This is a genomic window from Paenibacillus sp. OV219, assembly GCF_900110075.1.
Lineage (GTDB): Bacteria > Bacillota > Bacilli > Paenibacillales > Paenibacillaceae > Paenibacillus_Z.
On the sequence record NZ_FOCJ01000005.1, the window covers coordinates 255697 to 282546 of the forward strand.

Below are 26850 nucleotides of genomic sequence, written 5' to 3' on the forward strand. Positions count from 1 at the left end.
GTCTGTAGTTTGTCATTGGTACTGCTGATGCTGTTTCTGCTCTGCGGCTGCGCGTTTGAAGATATTGACCGGCGTGCTTTTGTAACTTCAATCGGGCTTGATCCACCGAAGGCCGCTGGCAGCAAATATAATTTGACGATCAAGATTTCTTTGGCAAAAGGTGATCCAGAGTCGATTGGCAGTGATTTCGTACTGTTGCATGTCAATTGTAATTCGATCTCAGAAGGGCTCGATAAGCTGCGATCTATGAGCGACAAGAAGCTGGAGTATGGTCATGTGAAGGCACTCATGTTCGGCGAGGCCATCGTGAAGGATGACATCTCCCAACCAGTCGAATATTTCATGAAACGTGCGGATATCCAGAAAATCGCCTATATGGGTATCGGCAAACCAAGTGCGTATGAGCTGCTGAAATTCAAGCCCAAGGAAGAAGCGGTAGCGAGCAGCTATCTGTTCTACTCATTCGAACGAAGCCGTACGCAATCGCCTTACGTGTATGCGGTTCCTCTCTATGATGCGAGCCGCCGGATATTGACGCCGGGACTCGATCTGACGCTGCCGGTTATGGAGTATGAACGAGGAAATTTGCATGTTGACCGCATTGCTCTCTTTCACAAGAAGCAGTATAAGCTGGAGCTCACTTCCGACGAATCGAAGCTGCTTAAGCTCATGACTACGGGCTTCCGCGATGATACTTTTGCACTGAAGACGAAGAATGGCTCTTATTCCATAACTACGGAGAAAGGGACGTCGTCCTATCAGTTAGCCATTGGGAACGGTGGCGCTACAGCCATTGTAGACATCAAGCTGCGAGGAACTTTAATCGAGAGATTGGGCAACGCAGAAGCTGTAACGGAGGAAGTGAAGCTGCCAATTATGAAGGAAACGAAGGCACAGATCGAATCGCAGGTTCGCAAGCTTCTGATCAAGATGAGAGATGAAGGCGTCGACCCGCTTGGCTTCGGCTTGCGCTATCGTGCAAGGAAATTCCATCATGCGAAGGAGACTGAAGAGTGGAACGGAATCTATCCACGACTGAAATTTGACGTACGTGTGAGTGTCAAAAACATGGACAGCTAGCACAACAAGCCGCATTTCAGCGGCTTGTTGATTCCTGCTTTTGCTGGACTCGGAGCGTGTTTTCTTTTCTCAGAATTGTCTGATCATATCTTGCGATTTTATCATCGAGGCGTGTTAGCGTGCCCGTCATCTCTTCGAGCTTGGCTGCAAGCTTCTCGCGTTGATCAATCAGAAGGTCCTTCCTGGTATGCAGCGTGTCATCGCCTTTCTGGAATAATGCCACATACTCAATCAACGTTTCAACCGGAAGCCCCGCACTTTGCCGCATACATTTAATAAAATCAATCCAGTTGCAATCCTCCTGCGTATAATCCCGGATTCCGCTCTTATTCCGATTTACAGGTGGGATGAGTCCGATGCGTTCATAATAGCGGAGCGTATCCTGAGATAGCTCAAACTTCTCGCTCACTTCAGCAATTAACATGTGCAGCTTCCTCCTCGTTTCTCTACGATCTTTGATGGTATAAACGTAGTGTAACCTCTGGAGTTAACTCCAAGTCAATCGTTAATTAGATTGCTCAGCCCATTCAATTACTGATAGACTATACCTTATTGCTTAGGAGGTCTGCCACCAATATGAAACAGAATAAATATGATGATTCCAGCTTTTTCGCCAAATACAGTCAGATGCCCCGCTCGATCGGAGGCTTGGAAGCTGCTGGAGAATGGAGTACTTTTCGCGCAATGCTCCCGGATCTTCGGGGCGTGAGGGTGCTTGATCTAGGCTGTGGATTTGGCTGGCATTGCCGGTATGCTCGCGAGCAGCAAGCAAGCTCCGTGCTTGGGATCGAACTTTCCGCGAACATGCTGGAACGCGCCAAAGAGATGACGAATGACCAGCAGATCGAATATCGACAAATGGCCATTGAAGATATCGATTTGCCAGGCGCGACTTTCGATGTCATACTCAGCTCTCTCGCCCTTCATTATGTTGAGGATTATGACGCAATCTGCCGGAGCGCGTACGACATGCTTGTTCCTGGCGGAAGCTTCGTATTCTCCGTGGAGCATCCGATCTTCACTGCACTCGCAGCGCAAGATTGGCATTACGGTCCTCAAGGCGAGAAGCTGCACTGGCCGGTGGATAATTATCATGCTGAGGGTGCTCGTGAAGCGAGCTTTCTAAACGACGATGTCATCAAGTACCACCGCACAGTTGCAACATATATCAACGGATTGCTGGCAGCTGGATTCAGCCTGACGAAACAGTCTGAGCTCAGGCCAACGAAGGAGATGCTAGAGAGCAACGCTGCTTGGCATGAAGAAGTTCGAAGGCCGATGTTCCTCTTAATCGCTGCGGTTAAGATTTAATTTTATATGCTTAAATAATAAAAAGGCCGCTCCAATCAGCGGCCTTTCTCATTCTAACACCTATTTAATCATCTGCACAGGATAATAGGACGGAATCGGCTGCGTGTAATTCTCTCTCGCGAACTTAATTTGGTTCGGCGTCCACTGCGAGTAGAATAAGCGAGTCTCATGATCGTCGCTTAGTGCAAGCACTTCAGGCACTGTTGCCCAGTTCGTCAGCGGATAGCTTGATGCTCGCGAATGGTAATTATGCATCGTGCGCCGGCCATGGGTGCAGCCTTCCCTTCCGCCTTTGCGTGTGTGATAGGTTGTAATGTTATACAATACGGCTGTGCCAGCTTGCCCCCGAATCGGAATTTCCTCGTAAGCATTACCAAGCTTCGCTTTCGCATCATCAAGAGAATCATACGTGTGGCTGTTTGGCACGAGGCAGAACGCCGGGCAGCAGTCGTGGACATCCGACAGATAATAGATGACGCATGTATACGTGCTGATGTAGGGATTGTCTGGATCATAGATCTTCCCGCCCATCGTCCCATAATAGCTAATGTCTCGGTGAAAATGCATCTCGCTGCTGCTTGCAAGGTCAGGAGATACATCGCGAAAATCAAACTGGGCAAACCGAGCCTCGCCAAGTAAAACCTCTTGTACGAGCGGAAACGTAACCGGATGACGGATGAAGCGATCCATGTCCAGCGGATGCGTCTGAAGCAAACTCACCGTGCCAACTGCACCGGATTGGGGCTGATGCCACTGGTCCGGATGCTGCTGTAAGGAAGCTTCCACCAACTGATTCAAATAATCAAGTTCCTCCGCAGAAAGTGCGTTCGGAATGACCGCGAAGCCTTTCTCCTTATAGTGTGCGAGAATATCCTCTCTCGAAGGCTGGACCGACTTTGTTCTCATTAAGATAAGCCCCTCTTTCGTTTCATGGATAATGAATCACTCGTACAATATGCAGCTTAGGACAAGTTTAGACGAGTTCTTTCTTAAAATAAGTAACCTATATCTTCTTCGAAATATATTCTAATAGAAATGACCGATCCTCTTCGAAAGACAATTGCAGCTCGCGAATCATGTCCGCGCTATGCCACGAAATAGCATGAATGAGCCCATCAGGATCATGAATGGTTGGACTTCCTGCTGTCACTTCGATCTCGTAATACGTCACTTGGAACGCTGACTCTTCGAATCCGCCTTCTTTCACTCGGAGCATCTGCTTAATCTCGCACCGATAGCCGGTCTCTTCATACACCTCGCGTATGCAGCAATCTTCCAGCGTTTCGCCTTTCTCCATCCCGCCAGATGGCACCGACCATGACTTCTCTTCCTCCCGCTTGCCTTGCAGCACCATCAATAGCTGCCCCTGCTCATTCATACACACGCCAGCCGCTCCGTACCATTTATTCATACTCATCCCCCTTTCCGTACTGGAAGAGTTCTCCAGAAGCAACAGCTTTCCTTCCTAAAAAAGAAAAAGAGCCTCTATTAGGCTCTCTAAGAAGTCACATATTGATCACTTATCTCACACTTATTTCAATGCCCCTAGTACGAATGCCTGCATCCGAGAGCGTACCGTCATCGTCTGGTAAAGATAGTGCACAGCCTTCGATGAGGTAACTTCACCGTTATACCATGATATCGCGGAGGTTACGTTCGGGTCCATCAGCCCCGATTCTTTGATTGTCCGCACGAAGCTTTTCTCAGCTGGCGCATACTGGCTGTCGAAGATCATGCACCAATCTCCCCTTGCTCTAGCCAGCGCTTTATGCAGCGCATAACTGATCGTATGTTTCACATAATACAAGACTCGCACGCGCGGATCTTGATAAGACTCGATAATAGCTTCGACCTCCTTCTGCGTCGTTAAACTTACGATAAGGATCTCGCAGTTCGTCTCGTATTGATCAATAATATTACCGAGTGCAACCCTCGCTTTCTCCACCTCATTCGGCTTCACGACGAACAAAGCGCTGTATAAGAGAGGCATCCCTCGCCTCATTCGAGTCTCAAAATGCGAATGATGCACCTCATTCCAGCACATTCGGTACTTGGACGACTCATTCGCGATGTGCGTAGATAAGCTGAATGGCGAATTGATTCGGTAATCCATCAGCTCAATGGCCACATATTTGATATCACAGTAATCCGTCATACGCAGCCAATAATCATAATCTTGGATGTACCGCATCCGATAACCGTCTAACTTCCGACAATATTCCGTCCGGTGGATGAAGGAAGGGCCGATAATACAACCGTCAAGCAGCGCTTCTTTCGGGCGATTTTGCCAGTCCCGTAATGTTTGAAGAAACTCAGGTGTATGCGCATTCGTGCCGTTCTCGAAGATTTGGTTAAAGCTGCTATAGACGATGCCCACGTTAGGACTCGCTTGATCCATTTCGTAAACCAACGTACCTAGAAAATAAGGATAATACACATTGTCCGTCGATACCCATGTCAAATAGTCATAACCTTGGTCCATCAAGATTTCGAAGCCATAATTAAGCGCGAACGCAACACCCTGATTGACCGGATAAGATACGATAGTCACTCTCGGATCCCCATACGTACATTCCTGAATGAGCGGCAGAAGCTCCGGCGCCCCGTCGATTACAATCAGGAAGGTAAATTCGCGATAGCTTTGATGACGGACGGATTGAATCGCCAAACGGATAAAAGCTTCATCCTGATAATAAACGGGCATAACAACTCCGACTTTCGCCATACCTGCACATCCCTCCCCCTTCTATTGTAATCTATGAAAATAGTACGTAGAGCGAGCTAGTCAGAGCACATTTTGTCCAACTCTTCGTAAAAATAATCAAGCACACCTATTCGTATAGGCGTGCTTGTTGACTACGTTATGGCTCTAACTTGACTGGCAGTGTTCCGAGCGCTTCCTTCTGACCGATCAGAACACGAATCGCAGCCGCTGTATTCGGCTCTTGCTTGCCGTACACGGCCAAAGAGGATTGTACATTGTGCACGTACAGAAGCTCGTAGGGATTTCCGAGAGACAATAATGTGTACCGCTTCTTCTGCCCGTTCAACTCATTTATGATCGTCTGTGTATCGCTCCAATTGAATTCGCTAGCAACATTGCGGAATTGATAGGATGCAGTGATGACATAATCTGCCTTCGCAAGTAGCTGAAGCGCTTCAGACGCCTGCCCCGGCTTAATCAAGACCGTATCAACCTGCAACTCTAGCGATGAAGCCACGTATAGGAGCTGTTCCTTTAGCTGATTCGCCTGCCCTTCATCGGCAGCAGCAATGACCACCCGATCTCCAGGATGAATGAGATCCGGATGAACTTTATCACGACCGACAAGCAAGGTGACTGCCCGGGCCGCGATTTCGCGCTCAACAGTTCGGTGCTCTGGGGAACCGATTACGGTCTTCAGTGCTGCGAGCTGTGAAGTAAGGCTCTCACTTTGGTCGAACAACCCATACTTTGACTTGAGCTCCAGAATTCGTTTAACCGAAGCGTGAATTGACGAAGCCGATAACCTGCCGCTCTTCACCGCTTCTACTAGCGTCTGATGTGCCCCTTCGATATTTTGTGGCATGAGAATGATATCTACACCGGCAGCGACCGCGCGTTCAACCGATTTATTTTCTCCAAAATGCTCAGCAATGGCGTTCATCGTGAAAGCATCGGAGATGATGACGCCTTTATAGCCCAGCTCACCACGAAGCATGCCTGTAAGCACCTTCTTCGACAAAGTCGCTGGGAGCGGTATGCTGCTGCCATCCTTCAGTGAAGTTACACGCTCGTTATCGACTGCTGGAAACGCGATATGCGCGGTCATAATCATCTCGACGCCGCTGTCAATCGCTGCGCGGAATGGCTTCAGCTCCACCGCATCGAGCCGCTCGCGGTCGTAATTCAGCACTGGTAGGCCAAGATGGGAATCGACCGCCGTATCACCATGACCTGGAAAATGCTTCACCGCTGCAATAACGTCTGATTCCTTGAGCCCCTTCATCGTAGACAAACCGAGACGCGTCACCAAGTCTGGAGCTACACCGAACGAGCGTATTCCGATAATTGGATTATCCGGGTTGCTGTTAATATCCAGATCAGGCGCAAAATTCAACTGCAGTCCGAGCGCTTTCAGCTCCTCGCCGGTCAGCTTGCCTGCGGCTTCCGCGAGCTTTGCATCGCCAGTTGCTCCTAGCGCCATTTGCCCAGGCAAATTCGTTCCGCCAGGAATACGCTCGATGACTCCACCTTCTTGATCGGTGCTCAGAAACAGTGGGATATCGCCTGCTTCAGCTTGCAGATCATGCGTTAAGGTCGTCAGCTGTTTCGCATCGACAATGTTCTTGTCGAATACGATAAGTCCCCCCAAATCCTGATTATGCAGCTGATCCCTGATGCCTTCGTTCACGGTGGTCGTCACTTGACCGTTCCACTGCCGGATGTCCGGCATTAGCATTTGGCCTACTTGCTCACTAACAGTCATATAAGAGATGAGCTTGTCCCAATCATGAGAATGAATAGCAGCTGCCCGCTCGAAACGAATGACTCTCGCCATGAATACAGCATACTCCGCTCGCGTGACCGGACGATCTGGCCGATACGTTTGATCGGCATACCCTCCTATCAGACCGTTCGAGCTCATAATCGCAATTGGCGCAGCCGCCCAATGCGTTATCGTATCCGAGAGGCTGACCTGCTGCGTTCCGCTCTTCAGCTGATAAGCCCGGGATAGGATCGCTGCCGTTTCTGCGCGGCTAATTGGATCGTCCGGATGAAACGAACCGTCCGGGAATCCGCCTGCCAGCCCCATCTCAGCGGCGACCGCGATTTCTATATAGAACGGATGAGTCCGCGGAACATCCTTGTAAGTCTGACCCGCTTTCGCCATCTTGTCCGGATAAAGCTCCCGCACCAAGAACGTGACTGCTTGTGCACGAGTAACAAGCCCTTCTGGCTTAAAGGTGCCGTTTCCATACCCCGCCACCGTCCCGCGGTGCGCCATATAATGAATGCCGTCCTCTGCCCATTTCGCGTTCGTTAAGTCAGCAAACTGTTGTTCTTTCACCGACGATGCTGCTGCTGCTGCTGCAGATCCAGCCCCAATTAGCAAAGTGCCAAGCACAGCTCCTGATATAGCAATCGTTTTGAATCCCATTGAATTACCCCACTCCTGATGAACTCTTTTGCTAAGTTAGACGCGAGGAGATTGGGTTAGTTGCGATATCCCGATCACGGCTGACTTCTGGCTCTCGCTTGATGCTCGCTTTCACGTCAATGCCTTGGACCCGTTACAATTAATAATCGAGTCATTTCGACCAAATAACGCTTCTGTAGTCCGTTAGCCTTTGCTATCGTCCAAGTGTGCCCGGAAGCTTCTAATTGTGTCCACGAGCGCTCGCGAGAGTAGAAAGCTACACAAAGAAAGTGTCGAGAGGAAGTCCCAATGACTTCTCTCTCGACACTCTAATCCGCAAACTATGCGGGTTTACACTATGAGCCGCCCGTCAATACATCCTTCCGATTCACAATCGGAACAGAGGGCCCCTTCGTTATGTTATATATATCCCCATTTAAGGTCTCTGTTTGTAGCGTCAGATAGCCCCCGATAACCTTGCCCTCACATTCTAGAACATAACCAATCACATCGTTGTATGGTCCGACCGCTTCACCAAGGTCGTAACCTGATTCAAAGCTCTTGAAATAATCGACATGCGCGCTTGGAAAGTTTAGCTTCTGCATTTCAACGTTGGAGCAGCTGCAAAGAACAGTAATTAATGTGATTAAACAAATAGGAAGTCGAAAAACCAACAAGTCACCTCGTTATAATTAACGTCATTAAATAAATCAAACAAATTCAATTAGTTTGCGATCAATGATTGCGATGTCCCCAATATCAGTAATCCCATTCCACCAAATGATCTTTGCTGCTTCATCGTTCTCCACGAAGTCTCTCACCACATCTAGCTTTGCATAGTATAAGGCGCCGTACTCCGTACGTTCCGGTCCGTGAAAGCTCGGCTGCAGATCAAATTTCATCAAGCCCATTAAAGCGACATCTGCTGCAATTTGATTCGTCTCTTCGTACAGTTCACGAATCGCGCACTCACGTGCTGACTCGCCAGATTCGATGACTCCACCTGGCAGCTCCCAGCTTCTACTCCATTTATTAAACATCATTAAATACTTACTTTCATAGCTTACTACCATTAAGGCATGCGTGAATGGCGCATCGAAATCGAAGCTTTCGAGCTCATGTTCCTGAATCGCAATGAAATCGGTAACCCTTTCTGATCGGATACGATTCCCATTTTGATCCGCCCCCTCATCCCTTAAGTAGTTGCGTACACTTCCCGAATCGCATCCTCTATATCCGGCTCTTGAACGCTAAGATCCTGAATTGGCAGCTTCTGCGATAAGTCGGCGATTAATTCAGCAGCTGTAATGCTAGCTTTCTCGAATTGATACCAGAGCCGCAGTCCGTCCTGCTTAATAATTTGCGCGAATGGATGTTCAACATCTGCGCACGGGCGCTGGAGATCGACGACGAGCAGCCGCTTCGGCGTCAGCTTGCCGATCAGCTCATCAATCGGTCCATCCTCGACGACTTTACCGTGGTTGACGATAATAAGCCTGCTGCACAGCTCTTCAACATCATCCAGATCATGCGTTGTCAGAATAACGGTGATGCCTCGCTTACGATTCATTTCTTGAATAAAACCGCGAATCGAGCGTTTCGCTTCCGCATCAAGACCGATCGTCGGTTCATCCAGAAATAGAACATCCGGCGAGTGAAGCATCGCGGCAGCCAAATCACCGCGCATCCGCTGACCAAGCGATAGCTGCCGGACAGGCGTGTCTATGAATTGATCCAGACGAAGCACTTCGGTAAGCACCTTCATATTGTCCTCATAGGTTTGATCATCAATCTGGTAGATTCGTTTGAGCAGCTCGAACGACTCTCCGAGGCGCAAATCCCAGTACAGCTGTGTCCGCTGTCCGAAGACTACCCCCAGCTTGCGAACAACTGCCTTCCGGTCTGCTTGAGGAGAGACGCCGCATACGCGAATCGTGCCTTCTGTCGGATGCAGAATGCCGGTAAGCATCTTGATCGTCGTGCTTTTACCAGCGCCGTTCGGTCCGATATAGCCAACTATTTCACCGCGTTCGATGGAGAAGCTGATGCCGTCCACGCCGCGCACATTTGTTTTTTCGGGAAAGAAGAGCCCTTTGAGTGCTCCGCGAAGTCCCCGCTCTTTCTTGACAATGACATATTCTTTAACCAAATCTGTAACTTCAATAACTGGCATCGCTGCACACCTCCCGCTTATGAACCTGCACTCTCGTAATTTTTAAGCCCGAACTTAAACATCCGTTGAGACAACCAGAAACAGAGAATGCCAATAATCGGCGTCCATAGCGCGATACGCACGGGCAGCCCGAATTCCCCTGATTTCCCAAGAAACTCAATCGCAGGATAGAACGTAATGAAACCGATCGGAATAAGAAAGGTGAACAATAGCTGGATCAAATTCGGAAAAATACTCAGCGGGTACATCGTTCCTCTCTCCAGCATCGAGAGCGCGAAGCCTACCATAGATGCGTTTCTCTTCGTCCAGAACGCGATCGTACCGAGTGTGATGAACAACGCCGCACGGATGAGAACACCGCCGATGATAACAAGGATGATTTTGATAATATTCATAATCGTCCACTCGAAGCCAACAAGATGGCAGCCATAAGCAAAGATCAGTACGCCAGGAATGAGGTCAATAAGTCCAATAAAGTTGAAATAACTTGCGATGAGCTGGAAGAACACATTCATCGGCCTAAGCAGCAGTCGGTCGAATGCACCGTCAATGACCATGCCGTCCATATGCCATGTATTGATAAACAGTACGACATTAATGCCGTGACTCAACAATCCTAGTCCATAGATGAAAGCAAGCTCTGGAAAATCCCATCCATTGAGCGGCTGGAACCTGTCGACAATAATCTTCAGCACCCAGATGCCCGAGAAATATTGGATTGGAATCATGAGCAACCAACTGAACAGAAACAGCGGATATTCGAGCTGACGCTGAATCGCAAGCCGGGCGAAGCAAGCTGCAACTGAATAATAGTGACGGATCGTCGCCATCTAATCGTCACCCTCCTTGGATTAGTGTTTTGGATTTGGTGTGGCGCCAGAAGAGCGCGAGTAAGGCAAATAGAATGGCGATCCATACACCTTGAATCACCATTGCTCGCAATGCTTCAACCGGTCCGGTCGCTCCGATATAGATACCAAGCGGTGTTTGGTACGTGTATTGAAATGGCAAGTATGCGGATATGGTTTGAACAGATTGTGGGAAGAGCCATAGAGGAACAAGACTGCCCGAGAGGATGCGAACGATGGCGTCTTTGACATTCCCCATGTTGCCAAGCTCCATCACCCAGAAAGCGACCAAGCCGACAAGTGCGCTCAGCAGCCAGAGTATGGCATAGCTTAACAGACAGCTTGGGAAGAACAACAGCATCCCGATTGCAGTTGACGGCAGAGGCATACCGAACAAGAGAGATGCCACTATAAACAGAGGCAGCACCTTATTCAATAAGGAGCTTAGCATCGCCCCGATGTCTTCTGCGAGGTAACAGGCTAGCAGCGGAACAGGCCGGTAGAAATCCGTGACAATTTTGCCCTCGCGAATCTTGTAATAGATCGTGTCCTGAACGTCAGTGACGAACAGTGATGCCAACAGAATCGATACGATGGTGTATGTAACCAGGTCATGCAAGGTCATTCCGGCGCTACCACCTGAACCCCCGCTGTAGGCAGCTTTCCATAGGAAGACGGACGCCACCATTAGGATGAGGTTCGTGCCGACAGACGCGAAAACTTCAAACCGATAAGCGAGTCCAGTCAACACTCTTAGCTTCGTCATATACCAATACGCTTGAAACATAGATGCCCCCTCTTCTCTATCTCTATTGTAAACGCGACCAATTCACCATATATTACCACTACTTTCTGGAAATTGTCATTGGATTTGATGAAAAAAAGAAGCCGCCATTGGGCGACTTCTATTATAATCGTTCTGGTAGTTACTACGGTTAAATCCCAGTGTTCTGCATGTATCCTAACTTGTTCCAGATAGAAAAGCCTCCCCTAAAGTGACCCAGAACGACTCAGGATCATTTCCAGTTCTACACAAAAAACGACAGCCCTCTCCAGGCTGCCGTTCCTTTCGAATATCCTATTAACTACCAAGTAATCCTTCCACCAGTCCGTTGATACCCATGCAATAACTCATATCGCTCTTTGCTCATGAGACACTTCATCTGTGTTCTGTACTTGCGATAATCACTTCTTCTGGCGGAAGTGCACTCTTTACGGTAATGCACGCACTTGATCCCCTTGCGGAAATCTCTGAGCTTCTCTCTTCTTGGATCTTTCAGCTTTTGCTTTTGCTTTTGCTTCGAAAACAACTACATCCCCGCTGCGCCGGGTTAGCTTTTGGCTCATCGTTCAAGCCAGACTTACGACACAGCTAGTAGAAGTTAGCCTTCGGATTAAACATGCTATCACCTCTGCCTAATTGTACGCAAAGGAGATCCTACATGTTGCGATACAAACTAAAAAATCACATGTTTGTTCGCGTCGGATTATGTTAAAATGTGTCGTATTGGAGGTTATAACAATGGATATTAAACAGTTATTAGGCTTACCAGACTTACTGGACGTCAAGAAAATCATCTGCGTTCAGCCGCATCCTGATGATAATGAGGTTGGCGCCGCAGGCACGCTGCGTGCACTTGCGCTGCGAGGTTGTGAAATCGTTTACATCACCGTCACGGACGGCAGTGCAAGCGGCTCGACAGGAGCCCCCACCACTGAAGAGATTGTCCGCATTCGAGAGTACGAGAAGCAAGCAGCTGGCCAATTGCTTGGTGTATCGAAGCAGATTGATCTTGGCTTCCATGATATGGGTGACTACTCCGAAGATGATCTTCTGAAGCAGCTGATCCCAATTATTCGCGCAGAAAAGCCGGACATGCTGATGACAGTTGATCCGTGGATGCCGTACGAGGCCCATCCGGATCATATCAAAACTGGCAAAGCAGTCGCAACAGCAATGCTGTTCGCTGCGAACAAGGTTCGCTTCCCTGAAGGTGAGCCGCATGCGGTTCCGCAAATCGCTTTCTATGCGACCTCGCATCCGAATACGTTTATTGACATTACTACGCATTGGGAGACCAAGCTGGCTTCGATTCTTGCGCACAAGAGCCAGTTTGATAATGAGGAATGGCCCATGCTCCGTATGTATTTCGAGTATCAAGCTTCGCAGCTCCACAGAAAGCTGAACCTTGATCAAGCAGGTTTCGCAGAAGCGTTCAAGGTGCTCGCGAGCCAGCAGCTGCACTTCTTCCCGGCAGCTTTGTACAGCTAAATTCAAACCAGTCATCCACCCTACTTAGGAGGCATTTCAGCTATGGCATCCACTTCCAAGAAGCTAGCTTACTCACTGAACCAGATTGGACTAAGCGTCCTCTGGCAAGCTTTCAGCGCTGTCGCCGTCTATTACTACGTAGACGTACTCCATGTCTCCGGCACTTCCATTTCTATCGGCATGATCGTCTACGGTATCTTGAACGCGCTCTTCAATCTACTGGCAGGCCATGTCAGCGACCGCACGCGCAGCCGCTTCGGCAGACGGATTCCATATATCTTATTCGGCAGTCTCCCGTTCGGCGTTGTCTTCTACTTCCTCTTCAGTCCGCCAGCGGTTGATTCGACGATGCTGCTTGTCTATTTTTTCGCAATTACGTTAATCTTTGATCTACTCTACTCATTCATCGGTCTTAACACAGGCGCATTGTTCCCAGAGATGTATCAGTCAAAGAAAGACCGCTATCAAGTGTCTGCCTATCAGCAAATGTTCAGCATTATCGGCATGATCTTCGGGATTGCGCTTGCAAAATCGCTCGGATTATCGCTCGGCTGGAGCTTAACCGCAGGAATATTTGCTTTGATCGGTATTATTACACTCTATGCTTCACTTTACGGATCCTTCGAGAATCCGACATACGCTGAGAATCCGCTCCGGTTCAAGGAAGCAGCCATCACCACGCTCAAAAATAAACTATTTACGTCCTACGTTGTTGCGAATTTGCTCATCCAGCTAACAACGACGATGTTCGTCTCACTGACTGCTTTCTACACCAAGTATGTCGTGGAGCTGACAGCAACGCAGAACTCGATATTCCTGGGGGCTGTCTTCATTGTGGCCATCCCGATGTCGTTCATCTGGGCGAAGAACGGCCTCCGTATCGCGACAGTGAAAGCTGCAATTCTCTCTTCCATTCTATACGCCATCATCTCACTCGGCTTTCTGTTCGCGCATTCACCGTCTGCCGTTATTGTCATTGGCGCACTTCTAGGCATTCCTGTCTCCGGCTTCATGTTATCTCTGCACGTCTTGATCTCGGACGTTATTGACTATGACGCAGAGCGCTCGGGACGTCGCCGCGAAGGGATGTATTACGGCATCAACGGCTTCATCATCCGTATCGGCATGTCGATTCAATACGCCATTATGGGCATCTTCTTCGCGACCAGCGGCTTTGACGAGAATGCCGCATCGCAGCCAGACAGCGCGATTAACGGCTTCCGCTTCTTGATCGGGGGCTTGCCGTTTATTATTTTGCTAATCACTGTATGGTACTTACGTCAATACGGCAGAAGAGAGAAGCAGTTAAGAGGGACTAATCTATAGAATAGAAAGGCGGTTGATCTTGCGATGAAGCATTCGCCTATGTGGGGCGGTACCCGTTCAGAAGGAGATAGCTGTGCCCCTGTTATGTATGACATTGCCAACAATCGACTGATGGCTCAATTCGACGGTGTCGGCGGAGTCCACCGCTATTCGGTCGCAGGCAGGTGGAAGGTACTGAAGGATGGTTCCTGGTATACCGGCTGGACCGTCAATGGTAAGCCTGCACCACTCTCGCAGCGCAAAATTGTCTCATGCTGTGGGAAGAAGCAGCGCATCGAATATGATGATCACGCTAAGGTCCAAGTTGCGGCGGAGCTGTTTAGCCACCTAAGCGAGAATGCCTTATTCGCGGTCTATGAATTTCATAATGAGCAGGCAGCGTCAGTCCAGATTGACTTGCATTTTGGCTTCGAGATTGACACCGCCTCCTATCATATGGAGAAGCTGCGCACAGAAGGCCATACGGCAACGCTAACACCTCAACTTCACGTTTCTGATGAGCGCCTCTTCACCTACTCGCTCGCGGAGGATTACACCGTCTATTTTGCTGCAAATGATCCATTAACTAGCTTTGAGCATGAAGACAACCGGTTCCAGCTGCGTGTTCGTTTATCCGTAGAGCCCGGCGAGAAGAAGCGTTTCGTCTGGCTGCTCAGCGGAGCATGCGGCAGTTATACGCTTGCGCAGGCGGAAGCAGATATTGCGGATTGGCAGCACCATGCAACAGTCGTTGACGAAGAGAATCAGTGGCTTCGCGAGACGTTCGAATCTCAAGACGCTGAGCTGAATGCGATGTACGGGTATTGTCTGAGCGCCTCTCTCTCCTCATACAAAGATTTAGGAGAGAGCTTCAAGGGTTATTTTGCCGGCATCGACTATCAAAGCCCGCCAAGAACGTACTTCCGTGACGGCTATTGGACGCTGCTCGCTAGCCTCCCCTATCGTCCCGAATGGGTTCGCGGACAAATTGTTACACTCGCTCACGGCATCGGCGTAGATGGACAGTGCCCGAGCGCAGTCATTTACAATCAGGATAGTGGTAAGTATGAACCATTCTGGCCGGATCACTTTGACTCGCCATCGTTCTTCGCGCTTATCGTGCATGATTACTTGAGCTGGACGAACGATTATGGCGTGCTCTCGGAGCAAGTGAACGGCCGCACCGTGAAAGTACATATGGAGCAAGCGATTGCGTATCTGAGCAGCCGCACATCCGCGGATTATCCGGGGCTTGCACTGAAGCCTGACCATCGCCGCGACTGGGTGGATAATGTTTACCGCGAAGGCTATGTAACCTATGATCTGACATTGTATTGCCGGGCGTTGTATGCAGTATCTGCGGTATGCAGAGCTTCTGGCGATGAGGCTGGTGCAGAGCGATACGCTGCGGAATATGAGACTTCGAGAAACAGTCTGAGGAAGCTGCTCCAAGTGCACGGTTATTTCAACTACATGAACACTAGCGGCTTCGTTGAGTCGAATACGTCGATTGAACTGGCGCTACTCCCTTTATTCGACCTCTGCTCGGCGGACGAAACTGCGGCAATCATGCAGCTCCTCACGACTAAGCTGGAGACGCGAAACAATAACGAACAGCAGTACGGCGACTGGGGCGTCATGACCGTCTTCCCCTTCTACCTTGCTGTTCATCACCAGGTTGAGAAAAGCATGGCTCCCTATCGTTATCATAACGGCAGCGATTGGCCGTATTTGGACGGTATCTATGCGCTTGCAAAGCTTCGCAACAACGATGATGGCTGGCGTTACCCGCTCACGCGTTGGTTCCAAGTCTCGCTCGATAATGGCTGGCTAACGCCTGTTGAATACTATGGACCTGTCTATGGGAAAGGGTCTAACTTGCAAGGTTGGAGCGCCATGCCCGCTGCAGCGATGTTGATGGGAGGCATCGGCTTCATGCCTAGCCTGGAAGAGCAGAAGGTTAGGCTCTCCCTCCCGCCTTGGGGAGACTGCACCTTTAAGCATATCCAGTTTCGCGGACATCGGTATACGCTAGCCGTTACAGACGGCGTGTGGAAAGTAAAGTGTGAGGACGATCCAGCGCACGAGCACCCATTCATAACGGAGTAATAGAACGACCGCACTCTCCAATAGAGAATGCGGTCGTTTCACAGAATGGAGGAACTCATTATGAAAAGAACAGCGGTTTCATTCCAGATCGAATCCGTGCCGCTTGTCATGCAGCCGTATTTAGAAGGAGCTTCCTTCTACGACAGCAGCTGCTCAGAGGATGCCAAAACTTATTTTATAGAGAAAATGGATTCAAACCATACCTTCCTCAAGATCAACCGACGAGGAGTATTAGAGCGAGAAGCAGCCATGACCTCGTTCATTCATGACCATCAGTTGGCTCCCAAAGTAATCGCATATCATTCGGACGAACAACATGACTACCTGCTGACAGAAGCCATTAACGGTGACGACGGTACAGAGCCGCTTCATCTGAATGATCCGCACCGGTTGGCGACGGTATTCGGTCATTATTTGCGCAAGCTCCATTCGCTGCCGACGGATGGCTGCCCTTATTCGAATAAAACGGAAGACTTCTTATCCATCGCAAGAAGCAAAGACAAAGATTTATCTGTGCTCGATCCGATCAAGTACATTCCATCCAACGATACGCTTACACATGGAGACTACTGTCTCCCTAATATCATAATGAAAGACTTCGAGCTGCAAAGCTTTATTGATCTTGGTGATGGTGGAATCGGCGACAGGCATCATGATCTGTATTGGGGACTATGGACACTGCATTATAATTTGAAAACCGACCAATATGATGATCTATTCTTGGATGCCTATGGAAGAGATCAGATTCACGAGAACGGAATTGCTTATTTCGCGAAGCTCATGGAGCTGATGGCATGGTAGCATTGAAAAAGCCCTCGTCCTGTGTTTAAGGGGACGAGGGCCAGTCAGACTATCTATATTACTCTACAGTTTCCAATTCACGGTTCAGTCCGAGCAACTCCGATGTTGAGGAATGAATCTCATTGATAAGCTCCGGATTTTTCACTAGAGACACTCCGTAGGAAGGAATCATTTCTTTGATCTTCGGTTCCCATGCTTTCATCTCTTGCGGGAAGCATCTGTTCAAAACTTCAAGCATAACGGAAACAGCTGTTGAAGCACCCGGCGATGCGCCGAGCAGTGCCGCGAGAGTACCATCTGCGTCAGTAACAACTTCTGTTCCGAATTGAAGCGTACCCTTGCCACCTGCTTCTGTATCCTTAATAACTTGAACACGCTGACCCGCTACGAGAAGATCCCAATCTTCGCTCTTCGCGGTCGGAATGAAACCACGAAGGTCTTCCATACGCTTCTCTTTGGAGAGCATAACTTGCTGAATGAGATATTTCGTGAGCGACATACTCTTCGCGCCGGCTGCCATCATCGTAACAACATTGCTCGGTTTCACCGACGTGATCAAATCGAACATCGAGCCCGTCTTCAGGAACTTCGGCGAGAAGCCTGCGAACGGACCGAAGAGCAGCGATTTCTTGCCATCAATGAAGCGTGTATCCAAATGCGGGACGGACATCGGCGGAGCACCAAGCGGCGCCTTGCCGTATACTTTGGCATGATGCTGTTCGACCACTTCCGGGTTCGTACAGACCATGAATAGTCCACTAACCGGGAAGCCGCCGATCCCTTTACCCTCTGGAATGCCGGATTTCTGAAGCAGATGCAAGCTTCCGCCGCCACTGCCGATGAAGACGAACTTCGCTGTGTGGCGTTCTACCGCGCCAGTTCCCATATTGCGAACCTTCAAATCCCACTCGCCATCACGCGTACGTTTCATATTATTCACAATGTGGTTATAATTTATTTCTACATTCTTCTTCTTCAAAGCCTCGAACATAACACGTGTCAGAGTGCCAAAGTTTACGTCTGTTCCTGTAGCGATGCGAGTTGCCGCGATCGGTTCATTCGAATCGCGATCTTCCATAATGAGCGGTATCCATTCTGCCAGCTTCTTCGGATCATCCGAGTATTCCATGCCTTGGAACAGTGGATTGCTGGACATCGCTTCGAACCGCTTCTTCAGGAAGCTAACGTTCTTCGTCCCTTGACATAAGCTCATATGCGGTATCGGCATAATAAACTCTTCCGGATTGCTGATCAGATCTTTCTTAATCAGATACGACCAGAACTGTCTGGAGACTTGGAACTGTTCATTAATCTTGATCGCTTTCGTAATATCGACGGATCCATCCGGCTTCTCGTCTGTATAGTTTAATTCGCATAAAGCCGCATGACCGGTGCCCGCATTATTCCATTCGTTGGAGCTTTCCTCGCCTGCACTCGCAAGCTTCTCGAACACTTTAATTTCCCATTGTGGATTAAGCTCTTTCAGTAGGGCGCCTAGAGTCGCACTCATAATTCCAGCACCAATTAAGATAACGTCTGTTTTGGATTGTCTGTTACTCATTTCTACCTTCCCTTACATGCTAATATTTTGAAGAAAAGAAGTAGGCGCGTTACGAAATGTGCCCAAGCTGATCAACTAGCTGTGCCTGCAGCCGTACTTTTCTCGGTTCATAACCAGTCGTTCGTCGGTCAGCGCTATTAATTAAATACTATTATATGATAGTTAGTTGTGATTTAAAAGTCGGTAAATTTCTGTGACAAAATCCTGTAGCTGTTAACATGTGAGATACTGTCCAATTCATCCGAAGTTTAACATACCTGACATGACTATTCCCCTTGATTGCTGAATATGCAGCAACGATAACAGGCATCGTATTTAATAATTTGAACCATAATGGCGTATTCAATCCTGGCGAGTCTGGCATCCCGAATGTATTTGTCGTGTTGTTCAGCCATGCAGGAGGCACATGTACGCCTGTGCAGACGGACGCCGGCGGCAACTACAGCTTCACGATTGTAACTCCTGGAACGTACACAACCTATGAGACGGTTGTCAATCCAGGGCTGACATGTCCCCCCACCGTCTTCACACGGCCCGCTGGATTTACGATGTCCAATGGACCACGCAAGCTTACTTTAACGATCACGAATGTGCAGATCGTCGGAAATGCCGTTCTTGGGAATAATAACTTCAGCACGATACGAATACGAACTCGCTCGGATGCACGCCGTTAAATACAAATACCCGGTCCGCTTAGACGGACCGGGTATTGTTTGCTTTTAGCGATCGATGCGATTTCTTCTTCAGCGGTGCTTCCGCTTTCTTGTTGTTATTTATCTTGCTTGTGAGCGCCGACTGCTGCTTCGGCATTGTCTTCGCTCGAGCCGTATTTTTTGTAACTGTTTTCTTCATATCTGTTATCTTGGTATTTGTTAACTTGGTATCTGTTTTCTTAGCAGCCGATCTCATAACTTCTGAATCCTTGATATCTGCATCCTTGTTATCTGTATCTTTGATATCCTTATTCTTGGTATCTGTCTGCTTGGTATCTGTATTCACGGTTTCTGTATTCAAGTTATCTATATTCATAGTATCTGGATCCAAAATATCTTCATTCAACGCATCCGTATTCCTTGCATCTGTTTTCTTTAGATCATTTTTCTTTGCATTTGTTTTCTTGTTATCCATTTTCTTTGCATTTGTTTTCTTAGCAACAACCTTCTTATCAACCTTCTTCTTCGTTTGCTGGCGTATAATCGGCTGCATATGATCCAGATAGAATAGCCGCTCCTTATTCTCCTTCGCCGCGCTTGTCTCTCTAAGCTCTGTAATCACATCTGGCTCTTCGAATTTCTCCGAATCGTTGATCTGCTGCAGCTCCGCTTGCGTAATTGGCTGCTTCACAACGAGCAGATGCATCATCATCTGATTTGCTACATTAAGCTGCGATTGCCGAAGCAGCGACAGCTCCTGCTGATCGAAGCCGCTATTGTAAGCTGGAAAATAAAAAAACTCCATGCGTATCAGACGAAAATCTATCAGCGGCTGCTCATTCTCGGCTTCAATCTCAGGTGCGGACCACGACATATTTTGTGAAATGATATACTCATCCTCGTTCAAAATACGATCAGGACTCGTTGTCCAATAGCGTGGTGAATGCTCATTGAATAGCTGCTTAAATTGAGGATTTACCATATGATTGCTTACATGTGCATAAGGAACCACCATGCAGATTATCGTTTTGTGACGGCAGACGCGGTACAGCTCTTTCATCACTTCCATCAAGTTATCTGCATATTCCAAGCTATGCGAAGCCATGACGAAAGAAACCGAATGGTCCTTCATCGGCAGCCGCTCATTGAAATCATGCACAAGATCGACCCCAGGATACGCAATCCTGTCGATTCCGTAACTGTCGTGGAATTTATGGGCTCCGCAGCCCAAATCGATTCTCATGCCAATTCCCACTTTCTCATTCCTGTTACTATTAAGCTATTCATCTCGCAATCTAGTGGACTATGTGTTTGTTCGCTAGCATTGACCTATCTTCATATTCGTGGTACGATACATCCTGTGCTTAAGAGCACAGCTTGAAATGCGGAGCCGTGGTGTAGTGGCCCAACATGCCTGCCTGTCACGCAGGAGACCGCGGGTTCGAATCCCGTCGGCTCCGCCATTCCTTTTCAGATCTAACAGTTCTGAACCTAAATGAACGAACGCCAAAGAGCAGCGCTGCTGCTCTTTTTTTTGTCTATTTTCATTACTCCTGTGCGGGTTGATCGATAAACTGATGCGTTCGCAGCAATGTGAACTGCCTCGCCAGATAGGCAGGTGAATACGGCATATCATGCCTGATCCAAGATACGATCGTGCCAATTAAGGCAGAGGAACCGTACCAGATGGCGATATCCTTCTGAATGCCCGCCTTCGCAATGGAAGAATTCGGCCCTTCCTGATCCACTCTAGCTGCTACCGATTCCGTTAACATGTTCAATAACCGCTCCGTAAAGATCGGCGTTCGCCTCGTACCCAATACCACTTTGTAAAACTTCTTATTCGCCGCAATATGCTCGAGCAAGCTGATGAACTTATGCGAATCCGCATCCTCCGCGCTCCGTTTTTCGACGAGCGATTTATCGATCGCTTCTTTAATTTCTTCAATCATATCGTCCGCCATCTTCTCAAGCATATCGGGAATGTCGCGGTAATGTAGATAGAATGTGACACGATTAATGGTCGCCTTCTCTGCGATTTTGTTGACGGATATTTTCTCCATTTCCATCTCCTGCAGCAGATCGATCAGCGCATCCTTGAGGAGCTGACGTGTCCGTACTATTCGTGGATCTGTCCGTGGCTTCGTAGGTTCAGTCATAACCAATTCCTTCCCTAGTCGTGGAACTATGACGATTATCTAATTCATACAATGTTTATTATCTTACACATTGTTAATTAAGTATATTACTATTTCGGAGAAGATGGAGCAAGTAGACCACTACGAGGAGAGATATCAGTTGAAATCAGTTCCGTCCTCTGAATCAAACCGTCGTGAGCGCTGCGCAAACACAATGAAGGGCTATTCCAGAGGTCATCAATAATGACATCGGGATAGCCCTTTTCTCCTCACAATTAACAACCGACACCCGCAGAATCGGAATTCCCGCCTCCATATATCGAATAGACGAATAACACTTACATTTCGAGCTCGTCGTTGATCACCACAATAGTGGACGTGTCATTGAAGCTATTCAAGATCAACCAAATACTACAGAAGAGCATCACGGATCCTGCCTCTGCCAAGATGATTTTGACGAAGATCAGATCGCCTAAGGTAAAAGTCCATAGATACATCCCGATTCCGAGCGCAAAAAGCCCAAGCGTCCTTATGAATCTCCACCTGAACAGGTTCACGGCATACGCCTCCTTCACTGCAGTTCCATCGCATCTTCAGCATAACGAATCCATCTAAACGAAATGTAAACCAGGTATTAATTTTATCTTAACTGATAACCGGTAGGTATGGTGTGAACAATTAAAAACCCGCCATTTGTTGGCGGGTTTTTGGGTAAAGCTGAAGCTTACAACAACAAGCCTTTTTCTTTCAAATTCAAGTAACTCACAGTTGCCGTTTCTAGACCAGACAAATTGCGTAGCTGATCCTGCTCGACTGTCATCCACTCGACACCACCGATTTCTTGCGCTGCTTCGATGGATTCTTTTATCTGTACAACACCGGTTCCGACTGCCGTCCATTTGCCAATCTCATCTGTACCGTAGACATCCTTCAAGTGAATCGCTGGCACACGGCCTGCCATCTTGCGGAGGATATGCGCCGGCTCTGCGCCGCCAAGCGTAATCCAAGCGACATCGAGTCTAAAGTACAGATTTCGCGGATCGGTATGCTCTGCCAAAATATCGAGCGCGTACAGACCATTGAATGTCTTCTGGAACTCATGCGCGTGGTTGTGGTAGCAGAAACGCAGACCTTCAGCAGTGAAACGCGCGCCTGCTGCATTATACAGCTCAGCGTCGAGCAGCAGTTGATCCCGTGACTCGGCAACTTCCCACCAGTAAGTTACATCTTTCGTTTGCAGCGCATGGGCTTCACGAATGACATTATCCAGCAGCTTCTGATCGCGAAGCTGTTCCTTGTTCACGCTGTGCGTTGCGATTTGAAGTCCCAGTCCGTGGAACCGTGCAACGTTCGCCTTCACATCCCCATTCAGCAGCTCTGAGCCGCCTTCAATGCCTTCATAGCCGATTGCAGCTACACGCTCCATCGTACCCCAGAAATCCTGCTTCGCTTCTTCATGAACAATACCGATTAATCCGAGCTTTGGTCTAGTCATCGTCAATTACACGCTCCTATTTGGCAAATTGGCCGTTCTCAAGCATGGTAATGAAAGGGCTGTCTGTCACATCGGCTAGCGGCAGCATGACGCGCGCATTCCGGCGTACCGACTCATACACGGCGAAAATAATTTCTGAAGCGCGAAGCGCCTTGCGATGCGAAGCTTCCGGCTCCTCACCAGATTGCAGACTGTCGATCGTCTGGCTGACATATCCAATCATTTGATCTGACATGGAAGACAGCTCCATCTCCGGTTTCCAAGACGGATCAGCATAGTTCACGCCTCTGACGATTTGGCCATCCCACATCACTTCGATGAAGCCTTCTGAGCCAATTACGCGAACACCTGCCCAGATCTTCGACACGTCGCCATCCGGTTCCCATGTATCGATGGCACCAGAATAGAGGTTTGCTTGAACGCCATTGGCAAAAACAACCTGACCAGACGCGCCGCACTCAGACGGTACGTTGAACCAGTTGTAAATCTCCGTTGTATCAACAGCGCCGAGTGCCGATTTGGCCGATGTCTCGTTCATATAACTGATTGCTTGATCGAATGTATGAATACCGCAGTCCAGTAAATTTGGCGGCGAATATAGATCCATGCGAATAACTTGACCGATACGGCCTTCCCCAATGAGTCGGCGTACCGTTTGGTTGCCTTTGGCAAAGCGGCGCTGCAACGAGAATGTCAGCTGACAGCCTGTCTCTTCCGCGATACGGCTCATCTCCTGGCACTCGCCCCAAGTGGCCGACATTGGCTTCTCGCAGAGAACAGCCTTTGCGCCTGCTTCTGCACAATCCCGGAAAACGGGCAGATGAAGCGGTGTCCAAAGACAAATCAGAACGACGTCCGGCTTCTCCTTAGCAAGCATTTCCTTGTGATCTGTATAAATGTTAGCTTGGAATCCAAATTCCGTACTCAATGTTTCTGCAGAAGCTGCTGAGATATCCGATAAGGCAACAACCTCAAGTCTGCTGTCGGCTTTAATGCCGATGGCGTGCTCATGCGCACGTTTCCCACAGCCGATAAAAGCGACTCGATAGATAGATGAATTGCTCACTTCAATAATCCTCTCCTAAATCTGGATTTACTGGAACCAACCAATTGAAACGTTTCAACATCTCTACTAGAATACTCAATTATTATAGCGCTTTCAATACATGAATTGAGATTTGACAAAACTAGACAAACTACGATAGAAAAACCCGCTGCACCAATCGGTGCAGCGGGTTTTCTTCGTCTCCATCTACGTTATTTGGCCTATGGCTTTGATCCATCTAGGCAGCTTCACAAGAAGCAATTGAAGCAAGAGCACGCTGACCGCACCTACTAGAATCGCATTCGATAGCAGCGTTCCCCAGAAGCCAGGCAGCGATGCAAGGTTAGAAGGCAGTGCAATCTACGACGAATACCGTATTAATAAAAGAAGTCGTTGCTATCGGAGTCATGCCGATCATCGCTGCAATGAATAGCGGATCCAGCCATACATTCGATACAAACACATGCTGAAGACCGAGCAATAAACCTTGGATTTTGCCGACTTGCTGCTCGACTTCAAGCTTGCTCTCTTCGGGATCTGCTGTCATCACTGCTCACCTGCTCGCAAGTTATAGCCGCTAGTCCCCCGTACAGATTGGACAGCATGCAGCAGCTCTCGCGCAGCTCCAGTCGGATCCTCCGCATGTGAGATCGCGGTGATGAAGGAAACGCCGTCTGCTCCAGCGCGGATTACCTCTCCCGCATTCGCAGCCGTTATGCCGCCGATGCCGACAATTGGAATGCGGATATCACTGCCTTGCATCTCAGCAAGCACCAGCAGCCCTGAAGCAGCCTTGGCATCTTCCTTCGTTTGCGTCGTGAACAATGGACCGACGCCAATATAATCAGCGCCAGATCGAATGGCAGCTTCCGCCTCTGCAACGTTATAAGCCGACACACCGAGCAGCTTACCGCCGATTCTCTCACGAACCGCTGCTGCGCCTTCGTCCTCCTGCCCGACATGTACGCCATCCGCGTCTATCGTAATAGCCAATTCCACGTCATCATTCACGATAAAAGGAACACCATGCCACCGGCACAGCTCACGCATCCGAGAAGCTATCTCCACCTTTGCCTCGCCCTTCAGCGCACCTGTTCCTTTCTCACGGAATTGGAACAGCGTAATGCCGCCTTCGATGGCTTCTTCCAGTACAAGTAGCGGATCTTTCAAACAATTGTTGCTGCCCATTATGAAATACACCTGCAGCGCCTCTCGGATCGCCGCATCGTGCCATGTATGTTCATTCATCTGTTATTCCTTCTCTCCCGGTAAGCCCAATGATTCGTTGGACCATGTCCATGTCCGAGATGCAGCGTATCTTCAATTGCCGCTTGGATGAATGCTTTGGCAACCGGTACAGCATCGAGAACCGATTGGCCCTTCGCAAGCTCCGCGGTGATTGCTGCTGCGAAAGTGCACCCTGTCCCGTGCGTGTGCCGCGTCGCCTTGCGGTCGCTGCGGAATTCGTAGAAATCGCGGCCATCATAGAGCAGATCGACAATTTCATCTGCTTCGGCCGGATCATGCCCGCCTTTCATCACTACATGCTTCGCGCCATAAGCCACTAGCTTCTTAGCTGCTTCCTTGCGGTCCTCAAGAGAGATAATCTGCATATCTGTGAGAAGCTCCGCCTCTGGAATATTCGGAGTGACCACATATGCAAGCGGCAATAGCGATTGCTTCAAGGCGCGAATCGACTCTTTAAGCAGCAGCGCCGCGCCGCCTTTGGCGATCATAACGGGATCGACGACGACTTTCTCCCATTTATACTGCTGCAGCTTCTCAGCTACACAGATGATGATGTCGCTGGAGAAGAGCATTCCTGTCTTCACGGCATCTGCTCCGATATCTTCACCAATGGCATCAATCTGTTTCGCCACGGCCTCAGTCGACATCGGATAAATCCCTTGCACGCCAAGCGTATTCTGTGCGGTCACGGCTGTAATCGCCGACATGCCGAATGCGCGCAGCTCCTGGAACGTCTTGAGGTCGGCTTGAATGCCAGCGCCGCCTCCGCTATCTGACCCTGCTATTGTTAGAGCGCGTGCAATCGTCATACGTTAACTCGCTCCACCTGACCAAGTCGTTCAATATCATCAGCCGATACGAGGGCCAATTGATTCAAGAACTCAATCTGGAAGCTGCCTGGCCCTTGCTCCGCCGTCTTCGCTGCTGCGAGTTCCGCAGCTACACTATACATAACAAGCGCTGCGACCGCTGCTTTCGCGAAATCAGCTTCGACCGCTGCGAATGCGCCAATCACCGAGGTGAGCAAGCAGCCCGTGCCAGTAACACGCGTTAGAATCACGTCGCCGCCACGAACGACGTAAGTGGATGTCCGATCAGCGACTACATCTTCTTTGCCAGTTATAACGACAACGGAGTTCAATTGCTCCGCCGCATGCTTCGCAAGCTCTAGCACATCGCCGTTTCCAACGCCTGCGTCCACGCCTTTAATGCTCCATTCACGACCGACCACATTAGCGATCTCCGCCGCATTACCGCGCACTATATCAACACGAAGCGTATTCATAAGATCTCTTGCCGTCTCTGTACGGTAAGCTGTCGCGCCTGCACCAACTGGATCAAACACAACAGGAACTCCGTGTTCATTGGCGGAAGCGCCAGCTAACTTCATCGCCTCGATCTCTGTGTTGTTCAATGTGCCGATATTGAGCACGAGCGCGCCTGAGAACGAGGCAACATCAGCGACTTCTTCTTTGGCGTAAGCCATAATTGGCGACGCTCCAACCGCGAGCAGCCCATTTGCTGTGAAATTCGTAACAACCACATTCGTAATGTTGTGAACGAGTGGATTCACTTGTTTCATTTTCGACCAAATCTGTACCACTTCTTGATTATTCATCTGACCCACATCTCCCTCACATGATATAGTTCAAGCATTAACATGCCTGAGCAACAAAAAACGCCCCGTCCGC

26 protein-coding genes and 1 tRNA gene are annotated in these 26850 nt (G+C 49.0%); 8 read left to right on the forward strand and 19 right to left on the reverse strand.

The window, feature by feature from the left end; translation table 11 throughout:
* Nucleotides 1–9 precede the first annotated feature (9 nt).
* On the forward strand, nt 10–1080 hold the full coding sequence (locus BMY11_RS14985) for a Ger(x)C family spore germination protein (RefSeq protein WP_177182657.1): 1071 nt from the start codon (nt 10–12) through the stop codon (nt 1078–1080).
* Nucleotides 1081–1096: 16 nt separating this feature from the next.
* On the opposite strand, the gene BMY11_RS14990 is transcribed toward BMY11_RS14985, so the two are convergent.
* Complete coding sequence (locus BMY11_RS14990) at nt 1097–1504, reverse strand: MerR family transcriptional regulator (RefSeq protein WP_090577480.1); 408 nt, start codon at nt 1502–1504, stop codon at nt 1097–1099.
* Nucleotides 1505–1656: 152 nt separating this feature from the next.
* Here BMY11_RS14990 and BMY11_RS14995 point away from each other — a divergent pair, with 152 nt between their 5' ends.
* Nucleotides 1657–2391, forward strand: a complete 735-nt coding sequence (locus tag BMY11_RS14995) for a class I SAM-dependent methyltransferase (RefSeq protein ID WP_090577483.1) — start codon at nt 1657–1659, stop codon at nt 2389–2391.
* 60 nt (nt 2392–2451) lie between these two features.
* Here BMY11_RS14995 and BMY11_RS15000 read toward each other — a convergent pair whose 3' ends face one another.
* From BMY11_RS15000 to BMY11_RS15040, 8 genes are all read right to left on the reverse strand, one after another.
* The gene (locus tag BMY11_RS15000) at nt 2452–3297 is read right to left on the reverse strand and encodes a phytanoyl-CoA dioxygenase family protein (RefSeq protein WP_090577486.1); all 846 of its coding nucleotides are present in this window, start codon (nt 3295–3297) and stop codon (nt 2452–2454) included.
* A gap of 97 nt (nt 3298–3394) precedes the next feature.
* The gene (locus BMY11_RS15005; protein WP_090577491.1) at nt 3395–3802 is read right to left on the reverse strand and encodes an NUDIX hydrolase; all 408 of its coding nucleotides are present in this window, start codon (nt 3800–3802) and stop codon (nt 3395–3397) included.
* A gap of 120 nt (nt 3803–3922) precedes the next feature.
* Nucleotides 3923–5116 (reverse strand): glycosyltransferase, encoded by a 1194-nt coding sequence (locus BMY11_RS15010; protein WP_090577494.1) that lies wholly within the window; start codon nt 5114–5116, stop codon nt 3923–3925.
* Between the two features lie 136 nt (nt 5117–5252).
* A complete protein-coding gene (locus BMY11_RS15015; protein ID WP_090577497.1) occupies nt 5253–7532 on the reverse strand; it encodes a glycoside hydrolase family 3 N-terminal domain-containing protein in 2280 nt (759 codons plus the stop codon).
* A gap of 689 nt (nt 7533–8221) precedes the next feature.
* Nucleotides 8222–8554 (reverse strand): NUDIX domain-containing protein, encoded by a 333-nt coding sequence (locus tag BMY11_RS15025; protein ID WP_177182658.1) that lies wholly within the window; start codon nt 8552–8554, stop codon nt 8222–8224.
* Nucleotides 8555–8706: 152 nt separating this feature from the next.
* On the reverse strand, nt 8707–9684 hold the full coding sequence (locus BMY11_RS15030) for an ABC transporter ATP-binding protein (protein WP_090577506.1): 978 nt from the start codon (nt 9682–9684) through the stop codon (nt 8707–8709).
* A gap of 17 nt (nt 9685–9701) precedes the next feature.
* Nucleotides 9702–10514 (reverse strand): ABC transporter permease, encoded by an 813-nt coding sequence (locus BMY11_RS15035; protein WP_090577509.1) that lies wholly within the window; start codon nt 10512–10514, stop codon nt 9702–9704.
* Nucleotides 10515–10521: 7 nt separating this feature from the next.
* Nucleotides 10522–11319 (reverse strand): ABC transporter permease, encoded by a 798-nt coding sequence (locus BMY11_RS15040; RefSeq protein ID WP_090577512.1) that lies wholly within the window; start codon nt 11317–11319, stop codon nt 10522–10524.
* Nucleotides 11320–12054: 735 nt separating this feature from the next.
* Between BMY11_RS15040 and BMY11_RS15050 the strand changes: the two genes are divergently transcribed.
* From BMY11_RS15050 to BMY11_RS15065, 4 genes are read left to right on the forward strand one after another with little or no spacing between them, the layout of a single operon-like run.
* Nucleotides 12055–12804: a PIG-L deacetylase family protein gene (locus BMY11_RS15050; protein WP_090577516.1), complete on the forward strand. Its 750-nt coding sequence runs from the start codon at nt 12055–12057 to the stop codon at nt 12802–12804.
* Nucleotides 12805–12846: 42 nt separating this feature from the next.
* A complete protein-coding gene (locus BMY11_RS15055; RefSeq protein WP_090577519.1) occupies nt 12847–14130 on the forward strand; it encodes an MFS transporter in 1284 nt (427 codons plus the stop codon).
* A 24-nt stretch (nt 14131–14154) separates the two neighbouring features.
* Nucleotides 14155–16218 (forward strand): glucosidase family protein, encoded by a 2064-nt coding sequence (locus BMY11_RS15060; RefSeq protein WP_143069279.1) that lies wholly within the window; start codon nt 14155–14157, stop codon nt 16216–16218.
* A gap of 60 nt (nt 16219–16278) precedes the next feature.
* Nucleotides 16279–17019: an aminoglycoside 3'-phosphotransferase gene (locus BMY11_RS15065; RefSeq protein WP_090577524.1), complete on the forward strand. Its 741-nt coding sequence runs from the start codon at nt 16279–16281 to the stop codon at nt 17017–17019.
* Between the two features lie 58 nt (nt 17020–17077).
* Here BMY11_RS15065 and BMY11_RS15070 read toward each other — a convergent pair whose 3' ends face one another.
* The gene (locus BMY11_RS15070) at nt 17078–18580 is read right to left on the reverse strand and encodes a malate:quinone oxidoreductase (protein WP_090577527.1); all 1503 of its coding nucleotides are present in this window, start codon (nt 18578–18580) and stop codon (nt 17078–17080) included.
* 275 nt (nt 18581–18855) lie between these two features.
* Between BMY11_RS15070 and BMY11_RS15075 the strand changes: the two genes are divergently transcribed.
* Entirely contained in the window at nt 18856–19254 is a 399-nt protein-coding gene (locus BMY11_RS15075; RefSeq protein ID WP_090577530.1) for an SdrD B-like domain-containing protein, read from the forward strand.
* A gap of 19 nt (nt 19255–19273) precedes the next feature.
* Here the strand turns inward: BMY11_RS15075 and BMY11_RS15080 are convergent, their stop codons facing one another.
* The gene (locus tag BMY11_RS15080) at nt 19274–20476 is read right to left on the reverse strand and encodes a methyltransferase domain-containing protein (RefSeq protein WP_090577532.1); all 1203 of its coding nucleotides are present in this window, start codon (nt 20474–20476) and stop codon (nt 19274–19276) included.
* Nucleotides 20477–20619: 143 nt separating this feature from the next.
* Between BMY11_RS15080 and BMY11_RS15085 the strand changes: the two genes are divergently transcribed.
* Nucleotides 20620–20696: transfer RNA gene (locus BMY11_RS15085), tRNA-Asp, on the forward strand.
* A gap of 84 nt (nt 20697–20780) precedes the next feature.
* On the opposite strand, the gene BMY11_RS15090 is transcribed toward BMY11_RS15085, so the two are convergent.
* The 8 genes from BMY11_RS15090 to thiM all read right to left on the reverse strand — a co-directional run bounded on the left by BMY11_RS15090 (nt 20781) and on the right by thiM (nt 26777).
* Complete coding sequence (locus BMY11_RS15090; RefSeq protein ID WP_090577535.1) at nt 20781–21392, reverse strand: TetR/AcrR family transcriptional regulator; 612 nt, start codon at nt 21390–21392, stop codon at nt 20781–20783.
* Between the two features lie 317 nt (nt 21393–21709).
* The gene (locus BMY11_RS15095; protein WP_090577538.1) at nt 21710–21928 is read right to left on the reverse strand and encodes a hypothetical protein; all 219 of its coding nucleotides are present in this window, start codon (nt 21926–21928) and stop codon (nt 21710–21712) included.
* A 167-nt stretch (nt 21929–22095) separates the two neighbouring features.
* Complete coding sequence (locus BMY11_RS15100) at nt 22096–22866, reverse strand: sugar phosphate isomerase/epimerase family protein (RefSeq protein ID WP_090577541.1); 771 nt, start codon at nt 22864–22866, stop codon at nt 22096–22098.
* Nucleotides 22867–22882: 16 nt separating this feature from the next.
* A complete protein-coding gene (locus BMY11_RS15105) occupies nt 22883–23932 on the reverse strand; it encodes a Gfo/Idh/MocA family protein (RefSeq protein ID WP_177182659.1) in 1050 nt (349 codons plus the stop codon).
* A gap of 322 nt (nt 23933–24254) precedes the next feature.
* Nucleotides 24255–24458 (reverse strand): hypothetical protein, encoded by a 204-nt coding sequence (locus BMY11_RS15110; protein ID WP_177182660.1) that lies wholly within the window; start codon nt 24456–24458, stop codon nt 24255–24257.
* The gene (gene thiE, locus BMY11_RS15115) at nt 24458–25159 is read right to left on the reverse strand and encodes a thiamine phosphate synthase (RefSeq protein ID WP_090577547.1); all 702 of its coding nucleotides are present in this window, start codon (nt 25157–25159) and stop codon (nt 24458–24460) included. Before thiE ends, BMY11_RS15110 begins: the two co-directional genes overlap by 1 nt.
* A complete protein-coding gene (gene thiD / locus BMY11_RS15120; RefSeq protein ID WP_090577550.1) occupies nt 25156–25968 on the reverse strand; it encodes a bifunctional hydroxymethylpyrimidine kinase/phosphomethylpyrimidine kinase in 813 nt (270 codons plus the stop codon). The genes thiE and thiD overlap by 4 nt, the downstream gene beginning before the upstream one ends.
* A complete protein-coding gene (gene thiM, locus BMY11_RS15125) occupies nt 25965–26777 on the reverse strand; it encodes a hydroxyethylthiazole kinase (protein WP_090577553.1) in 813 nt (270 codons plus the stop codon). Before thiM ends, thiD begins: the two co-directional genes overlap by 4 nt.
* Nucleotides 26778–26850: the final 73 nt, after the last annotated feature.

Coding starts and splice junctions, on each gene's coding strand:
- BMY11_RS14990 (WP_090577480.1), bottom strand. CDS start 1,504: ATGTTAATTGCTGAAGTGAGCGAGAAGTTTGAGCTATCTCAGGATACG.
- BMY11_RS14995 (WP_090577483.1), top strand. CDS start 1,657: ATGAAACAGAATAAATATGATGATTCCAGCTTTTTCGCCAAATACAGT.
- BMY11_RS15000 (WP_090577486.1), bottom strand. CDS start 3,297: ATGAGAACAAAGTCGGTCCAGCCTTCGAGAGAGGATATTCTCGCACAC.
- BMY11_RS15005 (WP_090577491.1), bottom strand. CDS start 3,802: ATGAATAAATGGTACGGAGCGGCTGGCGTGTGTATGAATGAGCAGGGG.
- BMY11_RS15010 (WP_090577494.1), bottom strand. CDS start 5,116: ATGGCGAAAGTCGGAGTTGTTATGCCCGTTTATTATCAGGATGAAGCT.
- BMY11_RS15015 (WP_090577497.1), bottom strand. CDS start 7,532: ATGGGATTCAAAACGATTGCTATATCAGGAGCTGTGCTTGGCACTTTG.
- BMY11_RS15025 (WP_177182658.1), bottom strand. CDS start 8,554: ATGATGTTTAATAAATGGAGTAGAAGCTGGGAGCTGCCAGGTGGAGTC.
- BMY11_RS15030 (WP_090577506.1), bottom strand. CDS start 9,684: ATGCCAGTTATTGAAGTTACAGATTTGGTTAAAGAATATGTCATTGTC.
- BMY11_RS15035 (WP_090577509.1), bottom strand. CDS start 10,514: ATGGCGACGATCCGTCACTATTATTCAGTTGCAGCTTGCTTCGCCCGG.
- BMY11_RS15040 (WP_090577512.1), bottom strand. CDS start 11,319: ATGTTTCAAGCGTATTGGTATATGACGAAGCTAAGAGTGTTGACTGGA.
- BMY11_RS15050 (WP_090577516.1), top strand. CDS start 12,055: ATGGATATTAAACAGTTATTAGGCTTACCAGACTTACTGGACGTCAAG.
- BMY11_RS15055 (WP_090577519.1), top strand. CDS start 12,847: ATGGCATCCACTTCCAAGAAGCTAGCTTACTCACTGAACCAGATTGGA.
- BMY11_RS15060 (WP_143069279.1), top strand. CDS start 14,155: ATGAAGCATTCGCCTATGTGGGGCGGTACCCGTTCAGAAGGAGATAGC.
- BMY11_RS15065 (WP_090577524.1), top strand. CDS start 16,279: ATGAAAAGAACAGCGGTTTCATTCCAGATCGAATCCGTGCCGCTTGTC.
- BMY11_RS15070 (WP_090577527.1), bottom strand. CDS start 18,580: ATGAGTAACAGACAATCCAAAACAGACGTTATCTTAATTGGTGCTGGA.
- BMY11_RS15080 (WP_090577532.1), bottom strand. CDS start 20,476: ATGAGAATCGATTTGGGCTGCGGAGCCCATAAATTCCACGACAGTTAC.
- BMY11_RS15090 (WP_090577535.1), bottom strand. CDS start 21,392: ATGACTGAACCTACGAAGCCACGGACAGATCCACGAATAGTACGGACA.
- BMY11_RS15100 (WP_090577541.1), bottom strand. CDS start 22,866: ATGACTAGACCAAAGCTCGGATTAATCGGTATTGTTCATGAAGAAGCG.
- BMY11_RS15110 (WP_177182660.1), bottom strand. CDS start 24,458: ATGACAGCAGATCCCGAAGAGAGCAAGCTTGAAGTCGAGCAGCAAGTC.
- thiE (WP_090577547.1), bottom strand. CDS start 25,159: ATGAATGAACATACATGGCACGATGCGGCGATCCGAGAGGCGCTGCAG.
- thiD (WP_090577550.1), bottom strand. CDS start 25,968: ATGACGATTGCACGCGCTCTAACAATAGCAGGGTCAGATAGCGGAGGC.
- thiM (WP_090577553.1), bottom strand. CDS start 26,777: ATGAATAATCAAGAAGTGGTACAGATTTGGTCGAAAATGAAACAAGTG.